The organism is Clostridium septicum (assembly GCF_003606265.1).
Taxonomy (GTDB): Bacteria; Bacillota; Clostridia; order Clostridiales; family Clostridiaceae; genus Clostridium; species Clostridium septicum.
Genome location: NZ_CP023671.1, coordinates 1,097,526 through 1,119,474 on the forward strand (window position 1 = coordinate 1,097,526; position 21,949 = coordinate 1,119,474).

Sequence of the window (21,949 nt, forward strand, 5' to 3'; positions counted from 1 at the left end):
CTTTTATTACAAAATTCACGAATTTATATTAAATAATATCTACAGTAAAAAAACACTTTATTTCCAATTTTATGTTATAATTTACATATAGAGATATTTTCTACAATAAAATAAATACTACGTACCTTTATAAATATAACTAATATTTCTAAAAATAAATTTTAATTTTTGGGGGTGCTACAATGTTAAAAAATAAATATGTCCTATATCCAGAGAGTAAGTTAGAAAGTAAACATGAAATTGAAATGTTTTGTAAAAACTATTTTACTGATTTAGGTTATACTACTGAAATCGTAAATGAATCTGAAAAGTTTTATTTATATTTAAAAATTAATGATTCACTATTTAGAGTACACCTTAGATTATTGGGACCAGCTTTAGACAAATATAAGATTCCTTTAGATGCAACAATTAGTTCTGTAGTTGTAGATCAACAATTAGTAATAGAAAAAATAGATGAGTAATTTAAGTAAATGAGATTTTAAAATATTAAAAGAACTTTATCAATAAATATTTTCACTTAAATTATCTAGATAAAAAGGAGCTAAATTAAAATAACTTTTCCTATAAGATCGATTTACCCTTTATAGGCTTAAAATAAAATATCTAACTAAAATAATAAAACCAGTAGAAATTTTAAATTCTACTGGTTATTTTTTAATTTCAAATCTATTTCCTGTTTTTGCGTATATTATAACAAAAATTATTGAAACAACCAATAAAGTAATTTCAATATTAGATAATATACTCATCATTAAAATATCACTTAAAATAAATAATCCTATACAGAATGCACTAACAAACATAAATTTACCCATGAATTCACATAAAAGCATTAGTTTCTTATCCAGAAAATCATTTTACATTTTCTATATTATTATGATATAATTTGTAAATAAGCTAAATATTTATAAATTTAAAAGAACGAGGTAATCATAATGAAAAAATCAGCTAGAAGAGAAGTTTCTTTTATAAATTCTATTTTTTATATTATAGTTTCTATTTTTATTATTTCTTTAGAAAAATTATTGTCAAAGAATACTACTATAAAATTATCTTTTACCTTCTCAATAGTTGCTATTTTAAGTTATGTTTTAGCTTTTAAAATAATATCTCCTTCATTTAATAGTATAAAATTAGGCAAACTTTTATTCCAAGTCATTCCACTATTTATTGGGATAATTATAGTTACATCCTTTATTTTAAAGATTTTATCAGTTTTTAAATAATTAAACTTTTATATAAGTTATATAAAATATCTAGTGTAACGACTAAATAATAAAAAAATAGTAGGTAGATTTGTTTTTATACAATTCTACCTACTAAGTGAGATTTTGTTAGTTTTTATACTTTAAATATTAATATAAAGTATAGAGAAGCATATTTTAATAAATTATAATTATATATTATTAATTAATATCAATTTTTTTATCATTGTATGTTATGCTATTTAGTCTAAATCCTGGAACATCTTGTGTTTCAATATTTTCTATTCTAATACCTTCATTTTGTAATCTAGCATCTAAAGAATCTACTGAACGTTTTCCTCTTCTCTTCTTATCAGGAAGTGGAATTTCTTTACCTTCTCTAATTACTATTTTTGTTCCATTAATGTTAGTAAATGAGCCTTTTATTATTCCTCCTAATTTTCTACTAGTAAGAGCATCGTATGAATTTTTAAATAAATAACCAAATTTCTCATCTACCCATTTCCAATCCCATTCTGAATATCCATTAATATTCTTATGACTATATAAATCTTTAAGATGTTCCTCAGCACTCATACCGTTTTTACCAAATTTAAGTTTAACTGTTGGTCTATCTTCAGTATGATCTTCACGAGCATTTCCTGTATATCTTAAAAATCCCATTAATTCTATGTCGTATTCCATATATATTTTTCCTTCATAAGGAATATCAATTTGTGATCCTAACACATCTAGGAATAATCTCTTTTTAGTTTGTGGAGAAACTGTTGCAGTATATGTAGTACTTTCTTGTTTAGTTTCAGTAGTACTATTTGTATTTGACCAACCTTGTTCTGCATTAAATTCAAAGCTTGTCTCAACTTTACTGTCAGCTATAGCTTCAAGACCTACTTTAAATGATGTTTTTACTCCTATTTTTTCTCCAAATTTAAAGTTATCTGTTTTAGAAACTGTTTTAGAAGTTGTATAATTAAATGTTTTTGATAATTTAGACTCAGTTTTACTTTCATTTATTAAATCAAAACTAGCAGAGTTTAAAGGTGCTAATTTTTTCACTTTAGGTGTACCTAATTTTATAGAATCATTATCAATAACAAATCTAACATTTGATATTTTCATAGAAAGTCTATCTTTTGCACGATACCCACTTGCATAAGGATCATTTGGATTGTATCTAGCAGATAATAAATAAGATACTTTTCCACCTGCCCCAACTTCTCTTTTAAATTCAAAACCTTGTCCAACATTTGGATTAGCCGTTCCACCGCACCATCCAAATCCTAATGAATGAGCTACATTTGCCCAATTTCTTATAAACTCTGGATCTTGAATAATTTTAGCTTTTAAATCTTCATTGTCTTCATATCCAAATATTTTAATTGAAGAAGCATTATTATGATTTGCATATCCCCCCTCTTCAAGATTTGTAAGTGCATAAGCTTGTACATGTGGTACTACTGCCGCACACTGAATTGCAATCATAGATGTACAAATTACTTTTTTAGCAAAAGATTTTTTTGACATAAATATCCCTCCCTTTAATTTTAAAATAAATAATTTATTATATAATAAATGTTATCAAAATATTAACATATTATTAACATTTTGTACATATATGTTTGATAAATATTCTCATTTTTCATACTAAATATAATATTAATATATATTTTTCATTAATTTATAACATTTAAATATTATTTAGTAAATTTATGGCTACATTGTTAACATAATGATAATTATATTATTAATACTATTATGCTTTTGTTCATATAAAGTTCATTTTTAAGTTCTGTAAATATGATTTTTATTTATAACTTTTCAAATACTGATACTTTTTCTTACTTTACGTATATAGGGAAGTTTTTAATTTAAAAGAAATGTGATTTCGAAATTAAATTTATTTTTTTACATAATTACTAGAATTATACATATAAAATTATGTATAATAATTATATCAAAGTAATTAATAATCCAATTATTATATGTTCTTAAAAGAAAAGTGATTTAGAATCTGTTAAGTTGATATGAAAAAATAGCTTGATTTTTCATAGAATTACTTGCTCTTTGAAAATTATATAAGTTTGAATGTTTTATTGTATGGCAAATAAGCCTACAATAGCATTGATTTTTTGCAGGTTAATCAAAGGTATTAAATTTAATTAAGATGCTGAAAACCAAGAGTTTTTAGCAAAGCTATCGCTGGCGAAGCCGGCAACTTCTGCTGGAGTACAGTTATTTAATGATCCATGTGGTCTAATAAAGTTATAGTGAAAGATAAATAAATATATAAGGTTATTAGCTTTTTGAAAAGAGTTGAATCCTTTCTTGGTTTTATACCAGGCTTTAAATGTTTTATTAAATGATTCAATTAAATTATTATTTGTATCACTAGACATTGGAGCTACAGGAATATGAGTTGTATTGGGCAATAGCGTAGCCACGGCTTCATTATATGAAGGTAATCTATCAGTTATAAAATTAGCTGGTTCACCAAATTTTTTAGCTTCATTTACCAATGCGTATGCTGAATCAGAACTTCTAGATTTAGTTAAATGAAATGCTAAAATAAATCTAGTTTCTGAATCAATAGCTAACCAAAGGTAGTATCTTTCACCATTAATAAATACTACTGTTTCATCAGCGTGCCAATCGTCAGATTGTAAGTTTAAACTAGCTTTAAATTTATCAGCCTTTTGTTTAAAGAAAGGTGCAAATTTATTAGTCCAACTGGCTATCGTGACATGAGATACTTTAATTCCAGAGTTAATCATCAAGAATTGAGAAATGGCTCTTGTTGATGAATTATTTAAAAAATATAGTGTTAATGCAGTTAGTATTACATGTAGCGGAAAACGCATTCCTTTCATTGAAAGGGAACCACTAACTAATTCACTAGAAGCTGTATCAATATTGGTGGTGTGATGTTTTACTATTATGTGATTACACTTCTTGTTATTGCACTTATAGCGATTGTAATGTTTATATGCATGATGTAAGTAAGTTCCCTTACCGCATCTAGGACATTTAGGATTATTTAGTTTAGGACGTCCGTCACCGTCGCCTAGGACGAATTGGCGCTTACACTGCTTACATTGATACTTTTGTTTAGCCTGCTTATTCATACCAAACTTATATAGTTTATCAGAATTACAGCGTGGGCATTTTATATTAGTTTTGCTCATTGTTCTTCTCTCCTTTTCGAAGGGGGTATTATTTAGTCTTGCAAACCTATTGTATTTCCTTGGGTTGAGAAGAGCAATGTTCATATAACTTAACAGATCGGTGATTTAAATGGAGGGGGTAATATGAAAAAAATTTATATCCTTAGTATTGTAATACTGATGTTTATTCTTTATGGCTGTTCAAGCAAAACTTTAAATATTTCAGATTTAGAACCATCAAATATTGTTGTGGATTATGATACTATAAATGCAACAGTAAAAGAAGATCCTATAAAATCTTCAAAAGAAAATATTACTTTAGTTTTAAAAAACAAAACAAAATATGAATACTTTTATGGTGTTGATTTTGAATTAGAAGTGGAATTAGATGATAATTGGTATAAGATACCCTTCCATAAAAATCCTGAGTTTATAGAAATTTCAATGATATTAAATGGAAATAGTGAGTCTAATGAAGAAATAGAATTATCTAAGTATTTTTCTGATTTGCCAGATGGTAAGTACCGTATACTTAAAACTTTTTATCTTGATGATTCAAAAACAGTTGTATCAGGTTTATTTAATATAAAGAAATAGTAAATAATATACGGTGATGGTTTATCATGTCCAAATTTTCTTCTATATATTTTACTACATCTCCATCTTTCTTAAAAGCAAATATATTATTGCGAAAATATGTCTATATATTATACTTTTAGCTAAATATAATAAGGCTATTCTAAAAGAGTAGCCTATTAAACATAATTGAAGTTCCCAATAAAACATAAAAAGTTATGATAACTTTTTAAAATCATCATAACTTTAATTTTATTTAATATAAATTTTTAATGTATATAATTATATTTATAACTACTCCTTAATAACTCCAACTGCAACACCAATAATACTAAATTGATTCTCTTCTAACATAATTGGTTCATAGTCATCATTCTCAGGCATAAGTAAAACTTTTCCCCCCATAGTTTTATATGTTTTTAAAGTAGCATCTCCTGCTATATCAACTGCCACTATATCGCCAATCTCAGCCATATTTTGTTTATTTATAACTACATAATCTCCATCATCTATTTTTTTATTTATCATTGATTCACCTTTTATTTTTAAAATAAATAAATTTTCATTATTTCCTATCCACTCTGATGGAATACTATATTTACCTTGAAATTCGCTATTTATAAGTATTGGCATATCAGCTGATATTTCATTATATATTGGAATATGAGTTAAGTTTGTAACTTTTCTCTCCGCTCCATTTTCTTCAATATATATTTCACCTATCCCAGTTGAGTCCTTTATAAAACTATTTGAGATACGCTTTTTTAAATCTATATACTCTATACTTTCTAATGTTGATGGAAGCATTGATCTATCAAATTTAGGTATATCACTTATTTCTTCTAAATCTTTATTAATTATGATAATTTCATTTCCATCTGTTGCAATTCCATATTGAACATCTGGACAATTAGCCATATAGCTTTTTAACTGTGATAACGCTGACGCTACTCCATCTCCCCATTTTTTAACTTCTATTAATATGTACGGTAACTTTACCTTTTTTCTATAAGTATTAACTACTATATCAGCTAGTCCAAATTTAGAACCTATGTTTATTTTATGTTCTAAGTTTATTAAATTTAATGGATATTTATATACTTCATTTAGCTCTTTTAATATCCACTGTCTTACCCGTTCTTCATCTGAATATATATCATTAATTTCTTCTTTAAATAAATAATCATTTATATCAACACTATATACCCTTCTTATTAAACAGTCCTCTTTTATCCTTAAAAATTTATAATCTATATCCTTTATAAACTTACTTGGATTTCCACTTGAAGTCATATATAGCCTTTCTGTAGCCCTTGTCATTCCAACATACATTAACTTTCTTTCTCTAGATTCTAACATTTTAGCATCATCTAAATCTCGAACTCTAGATAAACTTGGAATTATATTAGAATTTAATCCAATCATTATTACTACCTTAAACTCTAACCCCTTAATAGAATGCATTGTAACTAATTTAACAGCTTCTTCTAAAAAATCAAACTCTTCATTACTTTGAAATATAGATGTTGGAATTCCTTCCTTTTGTAAATACTTTTGAACTTCTTTTAATTGATTTTTTCTTCTTTGAATAATAACAATATCATTAAGTTTATATTTATGTTTTAATTTTTTATTTATAAGATCTGCAACATAACTTGCTTCTGATGCTTCATCTTTGAAATTTATGTATATAGGATATTTACCTTGCTTGTCTATAAGACTTGGCTTAACAAAATTGTCATCTACAATTAATTCTTCATCCTTAGTTATTAAACTAAAAGCAGCTTGTGCAATTTGAGTAGTAGTTCTATAATTCTTACTTAGTGAAATTGACTTACCTGTCATATCATACCCTATACTAGTAAATGATCTATTTTTAATTAGCCAAGATTGTGAATATATACTTTGTGCAATATCAGCAATAAAAGTTATGCTTGAATAAGGCTTTTCATTATATAACTCTTTTAAAAACTCTAACTGTACTTTAGATAAATCTTGACTTTCATCTATTAATATATGTGTATATTTCTTAAGTGGCTTTTTCCTAACCTGCTCTAATGCCATTAAATTTATACTTTGAAAATCCAATCTATTTATTTTTCTAAGATTTTCATCATATTGTTCTAATACCTGATAAATAGCATACCTTTGTTCTGAATTCTTTCTAAGCTTTTGAGGTCCCTCTGAGCTTAACTTCGAAACTCTTCCTATTCTATCTACCCCTTGATATTCATGCAAATCCATATAGTTGCAAGCTTTTATCCAAAGTATTTCTTCTTTTATAAAGTCTAAAAATTTAGTGTCTATTATTTTAACATCTGGAAATTTTTTAGATACTGTAGTTATAGCATCAATTAAAGCTTGTTGAGCCTCTTTTCTATTGCTTAATTTTAAATTTAACTTATATTTAGATACATACTGCTTAAAATAATAATATGTTAAAGCATCTACATTTTGTATACGTAATTTTTTATTGTTATTCTCCCAGAAAAAACTTTTCTGATCATATTCTTTTTCTATATTTTCATATATAAATAATACATACTTTAAAAGTGATTTATTATAAGTTACCATTAGAACATTATCATCATCTTGTGTACAATAATTTTCTAATAGTAATGGAATCTTATTTACAGCAACCGTAGTCTTTCCCGAACCTGCTACTCCCTTAATTAACATAGGCCCATTTGGCTTACTCTCTATAATTCTTTTTTGTTCCACATTTAGTTGCATATTTACCTCTCTTTATACTTGATACTTATAGTAAATATTCTACTATATCATGTTATAAGTTGTAAAATAAAATATTTATATCCAAATTTATTTATAAAAATAAATATTAAATTAATTTTTTATACAAAAAAACTTTTTTATTATCTAATCTATTTAAGAAATAAAAATAACAAAAGCCAATGCTAAAGCATTGACTTTACTAATTTAACTACTCTCATATTAAATTAATTCATATTCTCCACAATCATTCTTTTTATAAACTGATGCAAAGCTAGTGCTATTAATTCCTTTAAACATGGAAATTTCATCTTCTACATTTAGAATTATATCCGGCTCTTCATAATAAACTTCATTACCTGAATTATCTTTATCTACTTTATAATTCTCTTCAAGCTTTTCACTACCATTGTGTATTTCAACCTTTAAATTAAGCATTATTGAGTATAACAAAATCTTTTTAGCTAAATAAATTCTTTTTTCTAATAAAAGATTATTGTCATTACTTTCTAAATAAGTGTTATCCATTCCTTGTATTATAGATTTTTCATCATTTGTTTCGTATATTTCCCCATCAAAGTTTAGCACATATTTACTACAAGCCTCTTTTATATTATTTATTTTCATTAAAGCTTCCATAATGCTCCTCCTTTTGTTTATAAGAGAGTTTACATTAAAAATCTTAATTTTTAATTTATTTAATATTAAGAAATAATAACATTTTCAAAAGATTTCATTTTATCTATAAAAATAAATTAAATATTCTAGAAAAGTCATTATTTATATATGTATCTAATTATTGACTAATTCTAAAAAAATTATTATAATCCATTTTATTTAATATTTGTTAACTTATGTTAAGTTTATATTTATTTAACTTAGAAGTCAATGATATCATTTAATAATTTATAAATAACTCTCTCTTTCACATTAAATACTACTTGTATAATTATAGTAATTATATCCATTTTATGATAAAATAACCCTATATAAAATTCTTTTAAATCTAAATTAATATATAAAATTTATATATTTTATCTGAAGTTTATTTATCAATAAAAATTATTCTATAGAACGTTGAAGAAAAGGGGAAACCTATTTATGAAAAACTTAATTAAAACTATTAAGTTTTGGGAAATTATATTTATTATTCTTTTACTTATTAATATCTCTCCATCATTTATTGAGTTTTTACCTATTACTATTTTGCCATTAACCTTGGTTAGTATTATTCCATGTATTCTGGCATTTAGAGAAAGAAAGCATTATATTATTTCAATTAATATTCTTATTGAAATAATATCTGTAATAATATACATATACATATACATATGGCAACTACATATTTAATTTTTTATTAGAAGAAACTATCTCCAAATAGCTAGTTCTAAAAAAATATAATTTGTACTTTATTAAAATTAAATAATACAATGATATATAATAAAATCACCTAGTAAAAATATTTAATCTTACTAGGTGATTTTTATTTTATTAATAATTTATCAGTATTTTATATGTTTTAAATATTATTTTTATTTATTTATCAAATATATATAAAATAATATTTATTTTCCTAATATTTATACTAATGATTAATATTTTGTTAACACTCTTTAGTATTCGATGCTATAATTTGTATATAAATAGAATAAATGGTTATATACAGTTATCCATAATTTTACTTTATAGAGCTTAAACTTCTAATTTTATTCTATTATTTTATATACTACCCTACATACTGGAAAAGTAGCACTAATTAATAATCTCACTAATAAAGGAGAGATGACGTATTTAATGACAGCTTAAAATAAAGGAGGAAATATTATTATGTACTACATCCCATATCTTGTTATTTTTTTAGGTCTTATATTCTCTTTACTTATTCTAATAAATCATTACGAGAAACAAAAATCATTACCTTCTAAATTTATAGATAAACAAAAATACTTTCATTATATGAATATTTTATTTTTATTTGTAGGTTCTATTTATATTATTTTAGGTTTATTATCTCTATTTAATATATTGTCAATAAATATACTTACAACACTTACTTCTATTACCACGATTTCTTACTTAATTAAAATGTTATCCATAACCAAAAAATACGGACAACAAAAAAATAATTGTTAAACCTTTTAAATTAATTTAAATCTAACCTATATATGAAAGGAACTAATTATGATTTATAGATTTTTATTTTAAATAAGGAGTAACTGTCTTTAAAGTTACTCCTTATTTATTAAAAAATACGTTATAATCAAGATAAGTCTATTTTTTCTTTCTTCTAAGAATTACTCCTACTGCTGCTAAAGCTGAACCTATTACTCCTAATGCTGTTACTCCAACTGCTGTTCCTGTTGTAGGTAAATTTCCTTTTCCATCAGTTTCTCCACTGGCATTTCCAGAACCTGAGCCTTGTCCATCAGTATTCTCTCCATTTTCAGTATTACCACCGTTTCCTAAATTATCGCCATTTCCACCATTGCCTGGGCTACCTGAACCATCTGGATTTCCATTATCTCCTGAGCCATTATTATCTCCTGGATTTTCTCCATTACCTTCTGATGCCTCAGCTACAAAAGTAGGCTTTATTTCAAATATTTCAGGCTTTCCAATATTATCATTCCATATTAATTTAACAGCAACAATATTTGTAGATTCTTCTAAATTAAATTCATTATACCCTTCAGTTAAACTTCCAAGTTCTATCCACTGTCCCTTTGAGTTTTCAGCAGTTACCTTAGCCCCTGAAATATTTTCTATTCCTTGAACTATTGTTATCTTAGAAGATAACTTATTATCTAAAATTCTATATAATAACTCATCTCCAGCTACTATATCTCTACTTGGAATATATGCTGTATTTAAATTATTATCTCTAGTATTTTCAGCTCTATCTACGTAAGTTCCTTTTGCAGTAGCCTTAACTAAATACTCTTCTGTTAGATTATTTACAGTAAATTCTCTTACCTTTATCCAGCGATCTCTATATTTAGTTGAAGTTGCTTTTAAATATCTAGCCTCAATGTCTAAATCCTTAACAACTATATCATTACTTCCAAAAGCAACATCTATCTTAGTCCAATTTTCACCATCTACAGAATATTCAAGAATACCATTATTTATAAAATCTTCATCATGTCCTTGAAGAAGTCTTATATCTCTTACATTAATAACTTTTCCTAAATCTATTTGAATATAATCTCCTTCTTGTATAAATGGAGTAGTTACAAGTTGTGTTCCAGTATCATAATCATCTCCATAAATAGCTTGTCTATGAGGTCTCTCTGGATTTATTGGTCTATTAGTTGTCATTGTAATTTCTGGTCTTCCCTCTGTATGAATTTTAATACTTTCTAAATTAACCTTAGTATCTTTTAAAGCTCTAATTCTAAAATACTTTCCTATAACCGGTTTTGTTTTTCTAAATGAGCTTCCACTTGAAACCTCTTCCCAGCTAAAGCTTCTATTGTCTAATGAACTTTCAATTATAAAATCTTCATTTTTAAATTCACCAGTAGTAGTTAATGCTACAACATTTTTTATATCATTTAATGAAATACCAATAGTATCACCAGCTTTAAGGGTTACCTCTCCAATATTACTTAACTCTATAAATTCTTCATCACCCTCAGTTCCCTTGCTTATTTTAGCCTTAGAGGAATCAATTTTTCCTAGAGATTTTTCTAATGTTTTATTTACATTAATCTTAAAATCTCTTACAAATAATTTATTTTCACTATCTTTAGTAGCTCTATATCTAATATATCTAGCTTCAATATTACCTTCAAATAAAATTTCTCTATTACTTGAATTAGAAGCTATTTCTCTCCAGTTAACTCCATCATTAGAATATTCTAATACTCCATCTAATAATATTTCATTATCATATCCTGTTTTACCCATTAATAAGTAAACATTCTTTATCTTTTGAACTTTTCCTAAATCAAAGCCTACATAATCCCCTTCTTTTATTACATCCTTTGACCAGAAACCATTATCTAATAATTCATCAAACATCTTACTTGGATTATGAGTTTCTTTTGGCATGTACCACTGCTCATATTCATTATGTTCTACATTTCCAAAATACTCATAATTATAAACTTTGTCTTTAAGTGAAGTAGTCTTATTATCAAAATACTCATTTCCTATTTCATGAGCTTTTCTTATAAATGGATCTATAACTAAATTACCTATTAGCTCTTTTTTTGAATCTAATTCTAATAAAGATTTAGTTCCACTATACTTATTACTCCAGAATCCTATCATATTATCTTCTTTTATATTTTTAAGCATATCAACAATAGTTAAACCAGTATCTGCATACATTCCAAACTTAACTAGATGATTTTCTATTTGATTTAGTAACTTTTCATTTTTAAGATTTGCTCTTAATTTCTCAGGTATAGTTTTCATATTATTAAACTCTTTAGTTAATATATCTAATTCAAATGATACATCTTCACCCTTTTCCCATTTTCCCCACATTGTTTCTATAAGTGTATTTAATTCTGGTGAATCAGGTCTTCCTGTATCTAACCTAGTTGAATGATTAGCAAAAGACTTTAATTCCTCTTTTGCATCCTTACCAATTATCCCCAAAGAATTATTCCATGACCTATTATAATCATACTCCTTAGTATTCCAACCATAATCAGCTCCAGTAATAGTTGAAATTTTAGATGCTTCTGCAAATCTCATTGGATTAACAATAAACCCAGATATCTCATCATCTAAATTTTTATCTAAAGAATATATAGGTCCTAAAGCAAGTTTATCTTCTTTATAATCATTAACTGGATAGTTCCACCAAAGCAACATTTTCTTGCCGTAAATATCTGTTACCCTATTAGCATCATCCATAGAAACACCATTTGGAGGTATAACATCATGTCCAGTCCACATTACTTCTATATCTTTATCTAAAGTACTTGCAAAATCTTCAGTATATTTCTTTATAGTTTGTCCATCTTGCTCATACATATAACTTGCCCAATATTCTTTAGGAACTGTAATTAAAGGCTTAACATCACCTTTAGCTTTTACAAATTCACTATTAAACCTATTTAAAACTTCTGCCTGTTTATCTCCTTCATCATTTCCTATATCATCCCATAAGATAGCAAAGCTTCTAACTCCCATTTCATATAAAGTTTGTGCTTTATTAATTAAAGCATTAAAATCAGCTTCTGCCTCTTCCCCCTGAAACTTTATATCAAGTCCTGGTGAAATAGCAAAAACAAAATCAACCTTATTTTCATTTGCAGTTTGTATAAGCTCATTCATTCTATCAAGCTCTGATTCTGGATAAGGCTCTCTCCACTTTTCCCTATGATATGGATCAGATTTAGGCGCATATATATAAGCATTCATCTTATATTCTCCATACATTTTAATTTGATCTAATCTTTCCTCTTGAGTCCAAGGAGTTCCATAAAAACCTTCAACTACAGCTCTTAATTTTATGCTAGGCTCATCTTTTACGACTACTTCACTTAAAGTCTTATCTTCATTTATAATTTGCTTTAAAGTTTGAACTCCATAAAAAGTTCCTGTTTCTCCATTTCCTTTAATAACTATTTTATCACCATTTTCATTGTCTTCAGTTGCTAAAATATACCCTTCTGGATTAGCAGTATCCTCCATAGAAACTCCCATTTCTACTAAAGCATTATTCATTTCTTCTATGTTGTCATTATCTTCACCTATATATATAGTTGTAGCTCCACCTACAAAAGTTTCATTAACAGTAACTCCTAAATCCTTTAATATATTCTTTAATAAATTAACTGCATAAATATCAGCACTATCTAAGCCAATTACATTTACAGAATCATTTAAATTAACAAACCCATCTAAAACATTCATTTCCTTAGGCATTGGCATAACTCTAAATCTATCTGCCCTTTCAGGAGTTGAAATTAAATTCCTTATCCCCTCTGTAGCTTGAACATTAATTGTTGTAGTTATATTCATAGATAATGCAACAGCTAATGCTACCCCTAGTTTCTTACTCAATCTTCTCCTTAACATAAAAACCCTCCTAAAAATAATAAAAAGCTAAAGGTCTTAAAGATAAAAATACTTATAAAAGTACCTTTAACCTTAAGTCCTTTAGCTTATGCTTCCATATAAAAATAGCACGCTTATTAGACATATTTAAAAGAAAAATATATAAATCCTACTGTATTTAGTTTTAAATTACAATCCTATAAATATATCCTTTACTGTAAATATTTTCTTCGACTTAATTATACTTTATTATTAACATTATGTAAAGTTTATATTAAGTATTTTAAGAAAACTTTTCAACAATATTTATAATCTTAAATTTTTCAGCAAATATAATATATAACTTTGATAAATTAGTCTTTTCTGCTACATAATACTTATAATTTCCTGTAAAATCCGGAAAATACCTTTTTGAAATATTAAGCTCCTCTAGAGACTGTAACATAGAATCTTCAAAGTCCTCATTCTTTCCTGCTCTCCATTCTAAAGCTTCTTTAACTTCGCTAATATCATCATATTCATATATATGATATCTTCCCTCAACACTAATAAAATTCTTTTCCTTTTTCTTTTCATAAATCTCAATATATCCATCTGGTAATTTAATTCCCCAGTTTAGCTTAAGTTTACTAGAACATTTCATAGAACAATATATAGAATTAAAGCAAAATAAAATACATATAGTCAGTCCCCCAAAAATAACATGTAAACTCCTCTTTTTAATCAAAAACCCTTCACCTATCCCATATTAAATAATAAAACAACTACTATCCTTTTATAAAATTCAACTTCTCTCCCTTCTAATATACTTAAAATTCTAATAAAACCCCAAATTCATTAATTTGTTTCATTTTACTATAGGTGTATTTATTTGTAAATAATTCTAATAATAATTTACAAATCGTACTTAAATTTATTTATTTTTAAATTGTATTTTGTTCTAAACTAATATGAATTATTTCAACAACAATAAACTAAAACTATTTAAAACAAATCCAAAGCTTAAGTTTTTAATATATGCTATATTTTTATTTAATTTATATATGTAAAAATTACCCAAATATATGTATAATAAAAATATACTAATGTTATTATATCCCAATAAATAAGTATTATTTATTTTATATAGAATTAATTTTATATATAAAAGGAGATGATTTTTATGAATATAGGTGCAATAACCTGTTTAACACTTTCAATACTTTTCGGAATCTTCTCAGCTATTTTTGCCCTATTTAAAGAAAATGCGGCAATCTTCATTAGTGGTTTTAATACCATTCCTAAAGAAGAAAGAGAAAAATATGATAAAAAGAAAATGAGCATAGATATGCGAAACTCACTTTTTCTTTGGTGCATAATTCTACTGTTAGGAGCAATTGCATCATATTTCATAGGTAACTATTGTGCAATAATAGCAATAATTATTTGGCTAATCCTCTTCTTTAAAAATGTTCATATAGATTTAGATAAAGCATTTTCAAAATATAAAAAACTTTAAAAGACAAAAAAAATACACCTGAGCCTAATAGGTGTATTTTTTTCGAGGCCACTACTCCTCATGGTACTTTTCGTTGATAATAATATTAAACATTGAATAGATTCACACTCTTATTATATATCATTTTTTAACATTTCTGTAGTACTTTTCCCACACTTCACAAATTATTAATAAGTTCTTACTTTTTCTTCTTTTTTCTCATTACAGTTCCTGCTAAAGCCATTAAACTTCCCATTACGCCTAATGCTGTAACCCCTACTGCTGCTCCTGTTATAGGAAGGTTTCCTTTATCATCATCACTATTTCCACCATTATAAGATTGTCCTCCAGAATTTGAATTATTATTGCCTGATCCATTATTTCCAGAGCCTGATCCATTTCCTTCTTCTGAATCTGAATCTCCAGTTCCTGGTTTTTCAGGGTCAACTTTAGAGTTCTTAAAGCTTTCTGTCTTATTAATCAAGTCTTCATAAGCTCTTACTTTTTCATCTTCACTAGCATTTTCATTGCTAAGTACCTTCTTAATATTACTTAAGCTCTCTTCTAACGCCACTCTTTCATCATTTTTCTTATTTGGATTATCTACTAAAGTTTTTTCTGCATCAGCCATTGCATCATTTATATTTTCCATAATAGAAGATAAAGAAACAAATGTTGGCTTAATTTCAAATATCTCTGGTTTTCCTGCATTAGTTTCCCAAGTTAGCTTAACAGATACTAATTGTCTTGGAATATTTAACACAAATTCATTATAATCTTTATCTAAAACTCCAAGTTCTAAAATTTCACCATTAACTGTTTGAGCTGTTACCTTTGCTCCTGATAGATTATCAAAACTTTGAGGAATAGTTACTTTTGAAGTTAACTTACCATCAAATATTCTGTATAAGAAATAATCACCAGCTACAATATCTCTATTTGGAATATATGCAGTATTTAAATTACCATCTCTAGTATTTTCAGTTCTATCAGTATAAGTTCCCTCTGCTGAAGCTACTGTTTTATATTCCTTAATTGTAGTATTTACAGTAAATTCTCTAACTCTTGACCATCTATCTTTATATCCACTTGATAAAACTCTTACATATTGAGCTTCTATATCTAAATCTTTTATTAAAGTATCAGTTCCTTGAACTTCTCCAACCTTTGTCCAACTTTCACCATCTAAAGAATATTCTATATTTCCATTAATATAGTCTCCACCTGGTCCTTGTATAAGGCTAATATCCCTTACATTCTTAACCTTACCAAAATCAATTTGAACAAAATCATTTTCCTTTATAGTATCAGAACAAACAAAGGAACTTCCATAATCATTGTCCACTACAAAATTAGGATGTATATTTCCGTTTGTACTTATACGTCTATTAGTAGTTACAGTTGAAGCTGTATATCCTTCAATAGTAGCATTTAACTCTTCTAAATTAACAGAAGTATCTTTTAAAGCTCTAATTCTAAAATACTTACCTACAACTGGTTTTTCACTGTTAAAACCTGATCCATCTAAAATCTTCTCCCAATGAAGATTATCATATGAATACTCAACAACAAAATCATTTGAATTTAATTCACCAATAGTTTCTAATCCTATTACATTATTAACATCATTTAATCCAAAACCTATATAATCTCCTTCCTTTAAAGATACCCTTCCTATATTCTTTAAAGAAACAATTTTATCATAATCATTTGATGATTTTTCTATAAAAACTTCAGATAAATCCACATTAGAAACATTTTTTTCCACAGTTTTATTAGTATTAATCTTAAAACTGTTTACATAAAGTCTATTAGTAGAATTTTCAACCATTCTATATCTTAAATATCGTGCTTTTAAATTAGTTTCAACAACTAACTCCCTATCCCCACTGTTTACCTTTAACTCTGTCCAATTAGTTCCATCAATTGAGTATTCAACTACTCCATTAGTTATTACATCATTGTCCTGTTCACTTCTACCCATTGATAAATAAACATCTTTTATATCAGTAACTTCTTCTAAATCAAAACCTATATATTCATCTTTATTAAGATTTCCTTCTGACCAAAATCCTGTATTATTGTTATCATCAAACATGTATTTTGGTACATGAGTTTCCTCTGAAATAAACCATTCAGTATATTTATGATCCTTTATATTTCCAATAGGAGTATAGTTATAAGTTTTTTCTTCTAATATAGTTGTATTTTTATTAAAATGCTTAGTTGCAACTTCATGAGCTTTTCTTATAAATGGATCTACTACTTTATTTGCTATAGTTGCATTCATAGAATCTAAAGTTCTTAAACTCTTTATTCCATCAAACTTTCTATTCCAGCTACCTTGCATATCATTAGCTATAACTTTCTCCAACATGTCTATAGACTTGATACCAGCTCTACCATACTCTTCAAACTTTACTAAGTGATCTTGAATTTGAGAAAGCAATGCTTCATTATCAAGCTTTTCTCGTAAAGCATTAGGAGTTTTAATCATATTATTAAACTCATCTTTTAATGCTTTTAAATCATTACTTACATCTTGTCCTGATTCAAACTTCTCCCACATTTTATTAATTAAATCATTTAATTCTGGAGAATCTGGTCTTCCTGTATCTAATCTAGTTGAATGATTTGCAAATTCCTTAAGTTCATTTGCCCCATCCTTACCAACTATTTCAATAGCATTATTCCAAGATCTATTATAATCATATCCCTTAGTATTCCATCCATAGTCAGCTCCAGTAATTGTAGATATTTTAGAAGCTTCAGCAAATCTCATTGGGTTAACTATAAATCCTGAAATCTCGTTATCTAAATTCTTATCTAAATCATAAATTGGACCTAAAGCTAACTTATTTTCCATATAATCATTTACAGGATAATTCCACCAAAGCATCATTTTCTTTTTATAAACATCTGTAACTTTAGATGCATCAATATTACTTACTCCATTAGGAGGAATAACATCATTACCAGTCCACATTACTTCTATATCTTTTTGTAATGTTTCTGCAAATGCCTTTGTATATTCCTTTGGATTATCTCCATCAAACATAGCACTTCCCCAGTATTGAACTGGAACAGTTATTAAGGATTTAACATCCCCTTTAGTTTTTATAAACTCATCATTAAATCTATTTAAAACCTCTGCTTGCTTAGCGCCATCATTATTTTCTATGTCATCCCATAAAATAGCAAACCTTCTAACTCCCATATCATATAAAGTTTGTGCCTTATTAATTAAAGCTTTGAAATCATCTTCAGCCTCTTCCCCCTGAAACCTTATATCAAGTCCTGGTGAAATTGCAAAAACAAAATCAACCTTATTTTCATCTGCAGTTTGAATAAGCTCTTGCATTCTAGCAAGCTCTGATTCTGGGTACGGTTCTCTCCACTTTTCTCTATGGTATGGATCAGATTTAGGAGCATATATATACGCGTTCATCTTATATTCTCCATACATCCTAAGTTGATCTAATCTTTCTTGTTGAGTCCAAGGTGTTCCATAAAACCCTTCAACTACAGCTCTTAAAGCTATACTCGGTTCATCTTTAACAACAATTTCACTTAAAGTCTTATCCTTATTTACAATTTGCTTTAAAGTTTGTACCCCATAAAAAGTTCCAGTTTCACCATGTCCCCTAATAACTATTTTATCCCCATTTTCGCTATCTTGTGTAGCTAGAATATAGCTTTCAGGATTATTTTTATTTTCTACTGTTACTCCCATTTCAATTAAAGCATTATCCATTTCCACTAAATTGTCATTACTTTCCCCTATGTATATAGTAGTTGCTCCATCTACTATAGTTTCATTTACAGTAACACCTAAGTTCTTTAATATCTCCTTTAACAACTCAACTGCATAAGCATCAGCACTATCTCCTCCAACTATGTTTACAGAGTCATTTAAATTAACTATACCACCTATTACGTTCATTTCCTTAGGCATTGGCATAATCTTCATACTTTCTGCTACATCTGCATTAGCAATTTCCTTAGCAATATCACCTGTTGCATATACACTAATTGCTAAGGTTGAATTTAAAGATAATATTAAAGTTAATGCCAGCCCTAATTTCTTTGCAAGTTTCTTTTTAATCATAAAATACCCCCATTACAAAATAAAAAGCTAAAAACTTAAAAAACATAAGGCATAAAAGACCTATAATGTAATTTAAACTTTTTAGCTACTTTGTTATAATAAATAACATTACTAAAAATATGAAATCTATACCAAAAACAAAAATACCCATTGGTTTCATAAGTAAAATAGAAATGTAAAATTCAGAAAAAGGTAATATATATAAAAAAATTAAGGATATCCCTGTTTATGGTAATAGATGCTCTACAATTATTATACTTGCTAAATAATGTTATGTAAACCTTTTTATGTACTGTTTTCAGAAAATTCACATCATATTAACAATATTATTTAACCAAAAAAGAGCTATTATAAATAGCTCCTCTTTAGTATATATAGAATAAAACTTCTTAATTAAATTCTATTTGCATAACTGTGTAATATATTAATAGCAGATCTTAATGTTGCATCATTAAGGGCTCCTGCTTCCATTTCTTGAGTTAACACTAAGTTTAATGTATTTATAACATTTTCTTTATTTTCTATAGTATCTTGTCTTTCTTTTGAAAATACTATTTCTACATTTTTTATTGCATTTAACACTCTGTTTATTCTGTAAGTTAAATCTCTTACTTCATCTCCAGATTCTTCAATCCATTCTACATGCTCATTATTTATTTCTAAACCTCTTACTCTGTCTAAAGAAGCTGTAGCAAAAATCACCATTCTTTCATAGCTTATTCCATCTGTAAAATCTGCATTATCCACTAAATCAATTGCTATTCTCATTTCTTCTATTGCATAATTTAGTTCCTCACGTTGATCTTCTGTTAAATTTGAACTTTCAATAACTTCATTTGTTGTTGCAGCAATATTCAATGCTGGTGTAACTCCCATTAATACTCCACTTGCTAAAGCTGTACAAATAATTTTTTTAACCTTGATTTTAATCATAAAATTCTCCCTTTTATTTTTTATATTAAAGAAATATACTAAATAAACAAGTCCTTTTTAGAATTATTAGTTAATACTACATTTAACTCTAAAAATATTTACAAAATAATTTCACTAAATTATATAAGTATATTTAGACCATTCTTATCTAATAATATCTCTTTTAACAACTAACTATTTTCTATTATTTTTAATAGTAATTAAACCTAATAATGTAGTAAAAAATCCTAGTGCTAATGATGTAGTCTCAGCTCCTGTTTTTGGTAATTCAGTGCTATTTTCTTGTTTATTTGAGGAAACTTTTGCATCATTATTACCTAAGTCAGTAGGTGTATAAATTCCTGACTCTGATTTATCTCCTCCTTCTGGCGTTTCACCTTCTTCCGGCTTTTCACCTTCTTCTGGTTTTTGTCCTTCTTCTGGTTTCTCTCCTATACCTGGATATAGCATATCATCATCTGATGATCCATCTCCAAAATTAAGTATTGCATAATAATGCTTATATATATTCTTAGCAGATTCTATTGTGTATTCATTTAATATTTCCGAAGTTTCCTCCTGACTTATAATTAATTTTAATGTATCTAATACATTTTGTTTATTTTCTACAGTATCTTGTCTTTCTTCTGAAAATACTACTTCAACATTTTTTATTGCATGTAACACTCTGTTTATTCTGTAAGTTAAATCTCTTACTTCATCTCCAGATTCTTCAATCCATACTACATGCTCATTATTTATTTCTAAACCTCTTACTCTGTCTAAAGAAGCTGTAGCAAAAGCTACCATTCTTTCATAGCTTGTTCCATCTGTAAAGTCTGCATTGTCCACTAGATCAATTGCTATTTTCATTTCTTCTATTGCATAGTTTAATTGTTCTAGTTGTTCTTCTGTTAATCCTGGTTTCTCTACATCTGGACTATCTATTTTCCCATTATACATATGTAATATATTAACAGCAGATCTTAAAGTTGCATTATTAAGAATTCCTACTTCCATTTCCTGAGTTAATACTAGGTTTAATGTGTTTATAACATTTTCTTTATTTTCTACAGTATCTTGTCTATCTTCTGAAAATACTATTTCAACATTTTTTATTGCGTGTAACACTCTGTTTATTCTGTAAGTTAAATCTCTTACTTCATCTCCAGATTCTTCAATCCATTCTACATGCTCATTATTTATTTCTAAACCTCTTACTCTGTCTAAAGAAGCTGTAGCAAAAGCTACCATTCTTTCATAGCTTGTTCCATCTGTAAAGTCTGCATTATCCACTAGATCAATTGCTATTTTCATTTCTTCTATTGCATAGTTTAATTGTTCTAGTTGTTCTTCTGTTAAATTTGAGTCCTCAATGACTTCATTTGTTGTTGCAACAATATTCAACGCTGGTGTAACTCCTATTAATACTCCACTTGCTAAAGCTGCGCAAATAATTTTTTTCACTTTGATTTTAATCATAAAATTCTCTCCTTCAATAAGTCTTTAACATAAAGTAAATTTTTCAGATGATAACTTAAATATTTATATGTGATAAAATATATTCTCTCTTATTATTTTTTTATTTCTATATAGATAAATTTATAAAGGTATAAATATTATCTTTACAAAATATTTAAGCTAATTATCAATATACTTTTTAAACAACCAACTCCACTCCTTAATATTTACTGTCTGTTAATAATTTTTGTTTTTAGATTTTAATAATTACAAAGTAGAGTATATCATAATATGAAAA

At 26.7% G+C, this 21,949-nt stretch carries 13 protein-coding genes and 1 pseudogene; 4 read left to right on the forward strand and 10 right to left on the reverse strand.

Annotated elements, in window-relative coordinates; genetic code table 11:
* Positions 1–182 precede the first annotated feature (182 nt).
* The gene (locus CP523_RS04875; RefSeq protein ID WP_066675761.1) at positions 183–464 is read left to right on the forward strand and encodes a hypothetical protein; all 282 of its coding nucleotides are present in this window, start codon (positions 183–185) and stop codon (positions 462–464) included.
* Positions 465–650: 186 nt separating this feature from the next.
* On the opposite strand, the gene CP523_RS04880 is transcribed toward CP523_RS04875, so the two are convergent.
* On the reverse strand, positions 651–836 hold the full coding sequence (locus tag CP523_RS04880) for a hypothetical protein (RefSeq protein WP_120140581.1): 186 nt from the start codon (positions 834–836) through the stop codon (positions 651–653).
* Positions 837–938: 102 nt separating this feature from the next.
* Here CP523_RS04880 and CP523_RS04885 point away from each other — a divergent pair, with 102 nt between their 5' ends.
* Entirely contained in the window at positions 939–1,229 is a 291-nt protein-coding gene (locus CP523_RS04885; protein ID WP_066675759.1) for a hypothetical protein, read from the forward strand.
* A 170-nt stretch (positions 1,230–1,399) separates the two neighbouring features.
* Here CP523_RS04885 and CP523_RS04890 read toward each other — a convergent pair.
* A pseudogene (locus CP523_RS04890) lies at positions 1,400–2,732 on the reverse strand (aerolysin-related pore-forming alpha-toxin).
* Positions 2,733–3,367: 635 nt separating this feature from the next.
* Complete coding sequence (locus CP523_RS04895; RefSeq protein ID WP_120140473.1) at positions 3,368–4,390, reverse strand: IS6 family transposase; 1,023 nt, start codon at positions 4,388–4,390, stop codon at positions 3,368–3,370.
* Positions 4,391–4,513: 123 nt separating this feature from the next.
* Between CP523_RS04895 and CP523_RS04900 the strand changes: the two genes are divergently transcribed.
* A complete protein-coding gene (locus CP523_RS04900; RefSeq protein ID WP_120140582.1) occupies positions 4,514–4,966 on the forward strand; it encodes an immunoglobulin-like domain-containing protein in 453 nt (150 codons plus the stop codon).
* A gap of 273 nt (positions 4,967–5,239) precedes the next feature.
* On the opposite strand, the gene CP523_RS04905 is transcribed toward CP523_RS04900, so the two are convergent.
* The 4 genes from CP523_RS04905 to CP523_RS04930 all read right to left on the reverse strand — a co-directional run bounded on the left by CP523_RS04905 (position 5,240) and on the right by CP523_RS04930 (position 14,336).
* A complete protein-coding gene (locus CP523_RS04905; RefSeq protein ID WP_120140583.1) occupies positions 5,240–7,678 on the reverse strand; it encodes a S24 family peptidase in 2,439 nt (812 codons plus the stop codon).
* Between the two features lie 219 nt (positions 7,679–7,897).
* Positions 7,898–8,314 (reverse strand): hypothetical protein, encoded by a 417-nt coding sequence (locus CP523_RS04910; RefSeq protein ID WP_066675746.1) that lies wholly within the window; start codon positions 8,312–8,314, stop codon positions 7,898–7,900.
* A gap of 1,632 nt (positions 8,315–9,946) precedes the next feature.
* Positions 9,947–13,714: a beta-N-acetylglucosaminidase domain-containing protein gene (locus CP523_RS04925; protein ID WP_120140584.1), complete on the reverse strand. Its 3,768-nt coding sequence runs from the start codon at positions 13,712–13,714 to the stop codon at positions 9,947–9,949.
* Positions 13,715–13,976: 262 nt separating this feature from the next.
* A complete protein-coding gene (locus CP523_RS04930) occupies positions 13,977–14,336 on the reverse strand; it encodes a hypothetical protein (RefSeq protein ID WP_162925947.1) in 360 nt (119 codons plus the stop codon).
* Between the two features lie 519 nt (positions 14,337–14,855).
* On the opposite strand from CP523_RS04930, the gene CP523_RS04935 reads away from it, so the two are divergent.
* A complete protein-coding gene (locus CP523_RS04935) occupies positions 14,856–15,191 on the forward strand; it encodes a DUF3784 domain-containing protein (RefSeq protein WP_066675734.1) in 336 nt (111 codons plus the stop codon).
* 178 nt (positions 15,192–15,369) lie between these two features.
* Here CP523_RS04935 and CP523_RS04940 read toward each other — a convergent pair whose 3' ends face one another.
* From CP523_RS04940 to CP523_RS04950, 3 genes are all read right to left on the reverse strand, one after another.
* Positions 15,370–19,278: a glycoside hydrolase family 84 protein gene (locus CP523_RS04940; RefSeq protein WP_120140585.1), complete on the reverse strand. Its 3,909-nt coding sequence runs from the start codon at positions 19,276–19,278 to the stop codon at positions 15,370–15,372.
* A gap of 393 nt (positions 19,279–19,671) precedes the next feature.
* Positions 19,672–20,211: a hypothetical protein gene (locus tag CP523_RS04945; RefSeq protein ID WP_120140586.1), complete on the reverse strand. Its 540-nt coding sequence runs from the start codon at positions 20,209–20,211 to the stop codon at positions 19,672–19,674.
* Between the two features lie 174 nt (positions 20,212–20,385).
* Positions 20,386–21,672 (reverse strand): hypothetical protein, encoded by a 1,287-nt coding sequence (locus tag CP523_RS04950; protein ID WP_120140587.1) that lies wholly within the window; start codon positions 21,670–21,672, stop codon positions 20,386–20,388.
* Between the last annotated feature and the right edge of the window lie 277 nt (positions 21,673–21,949).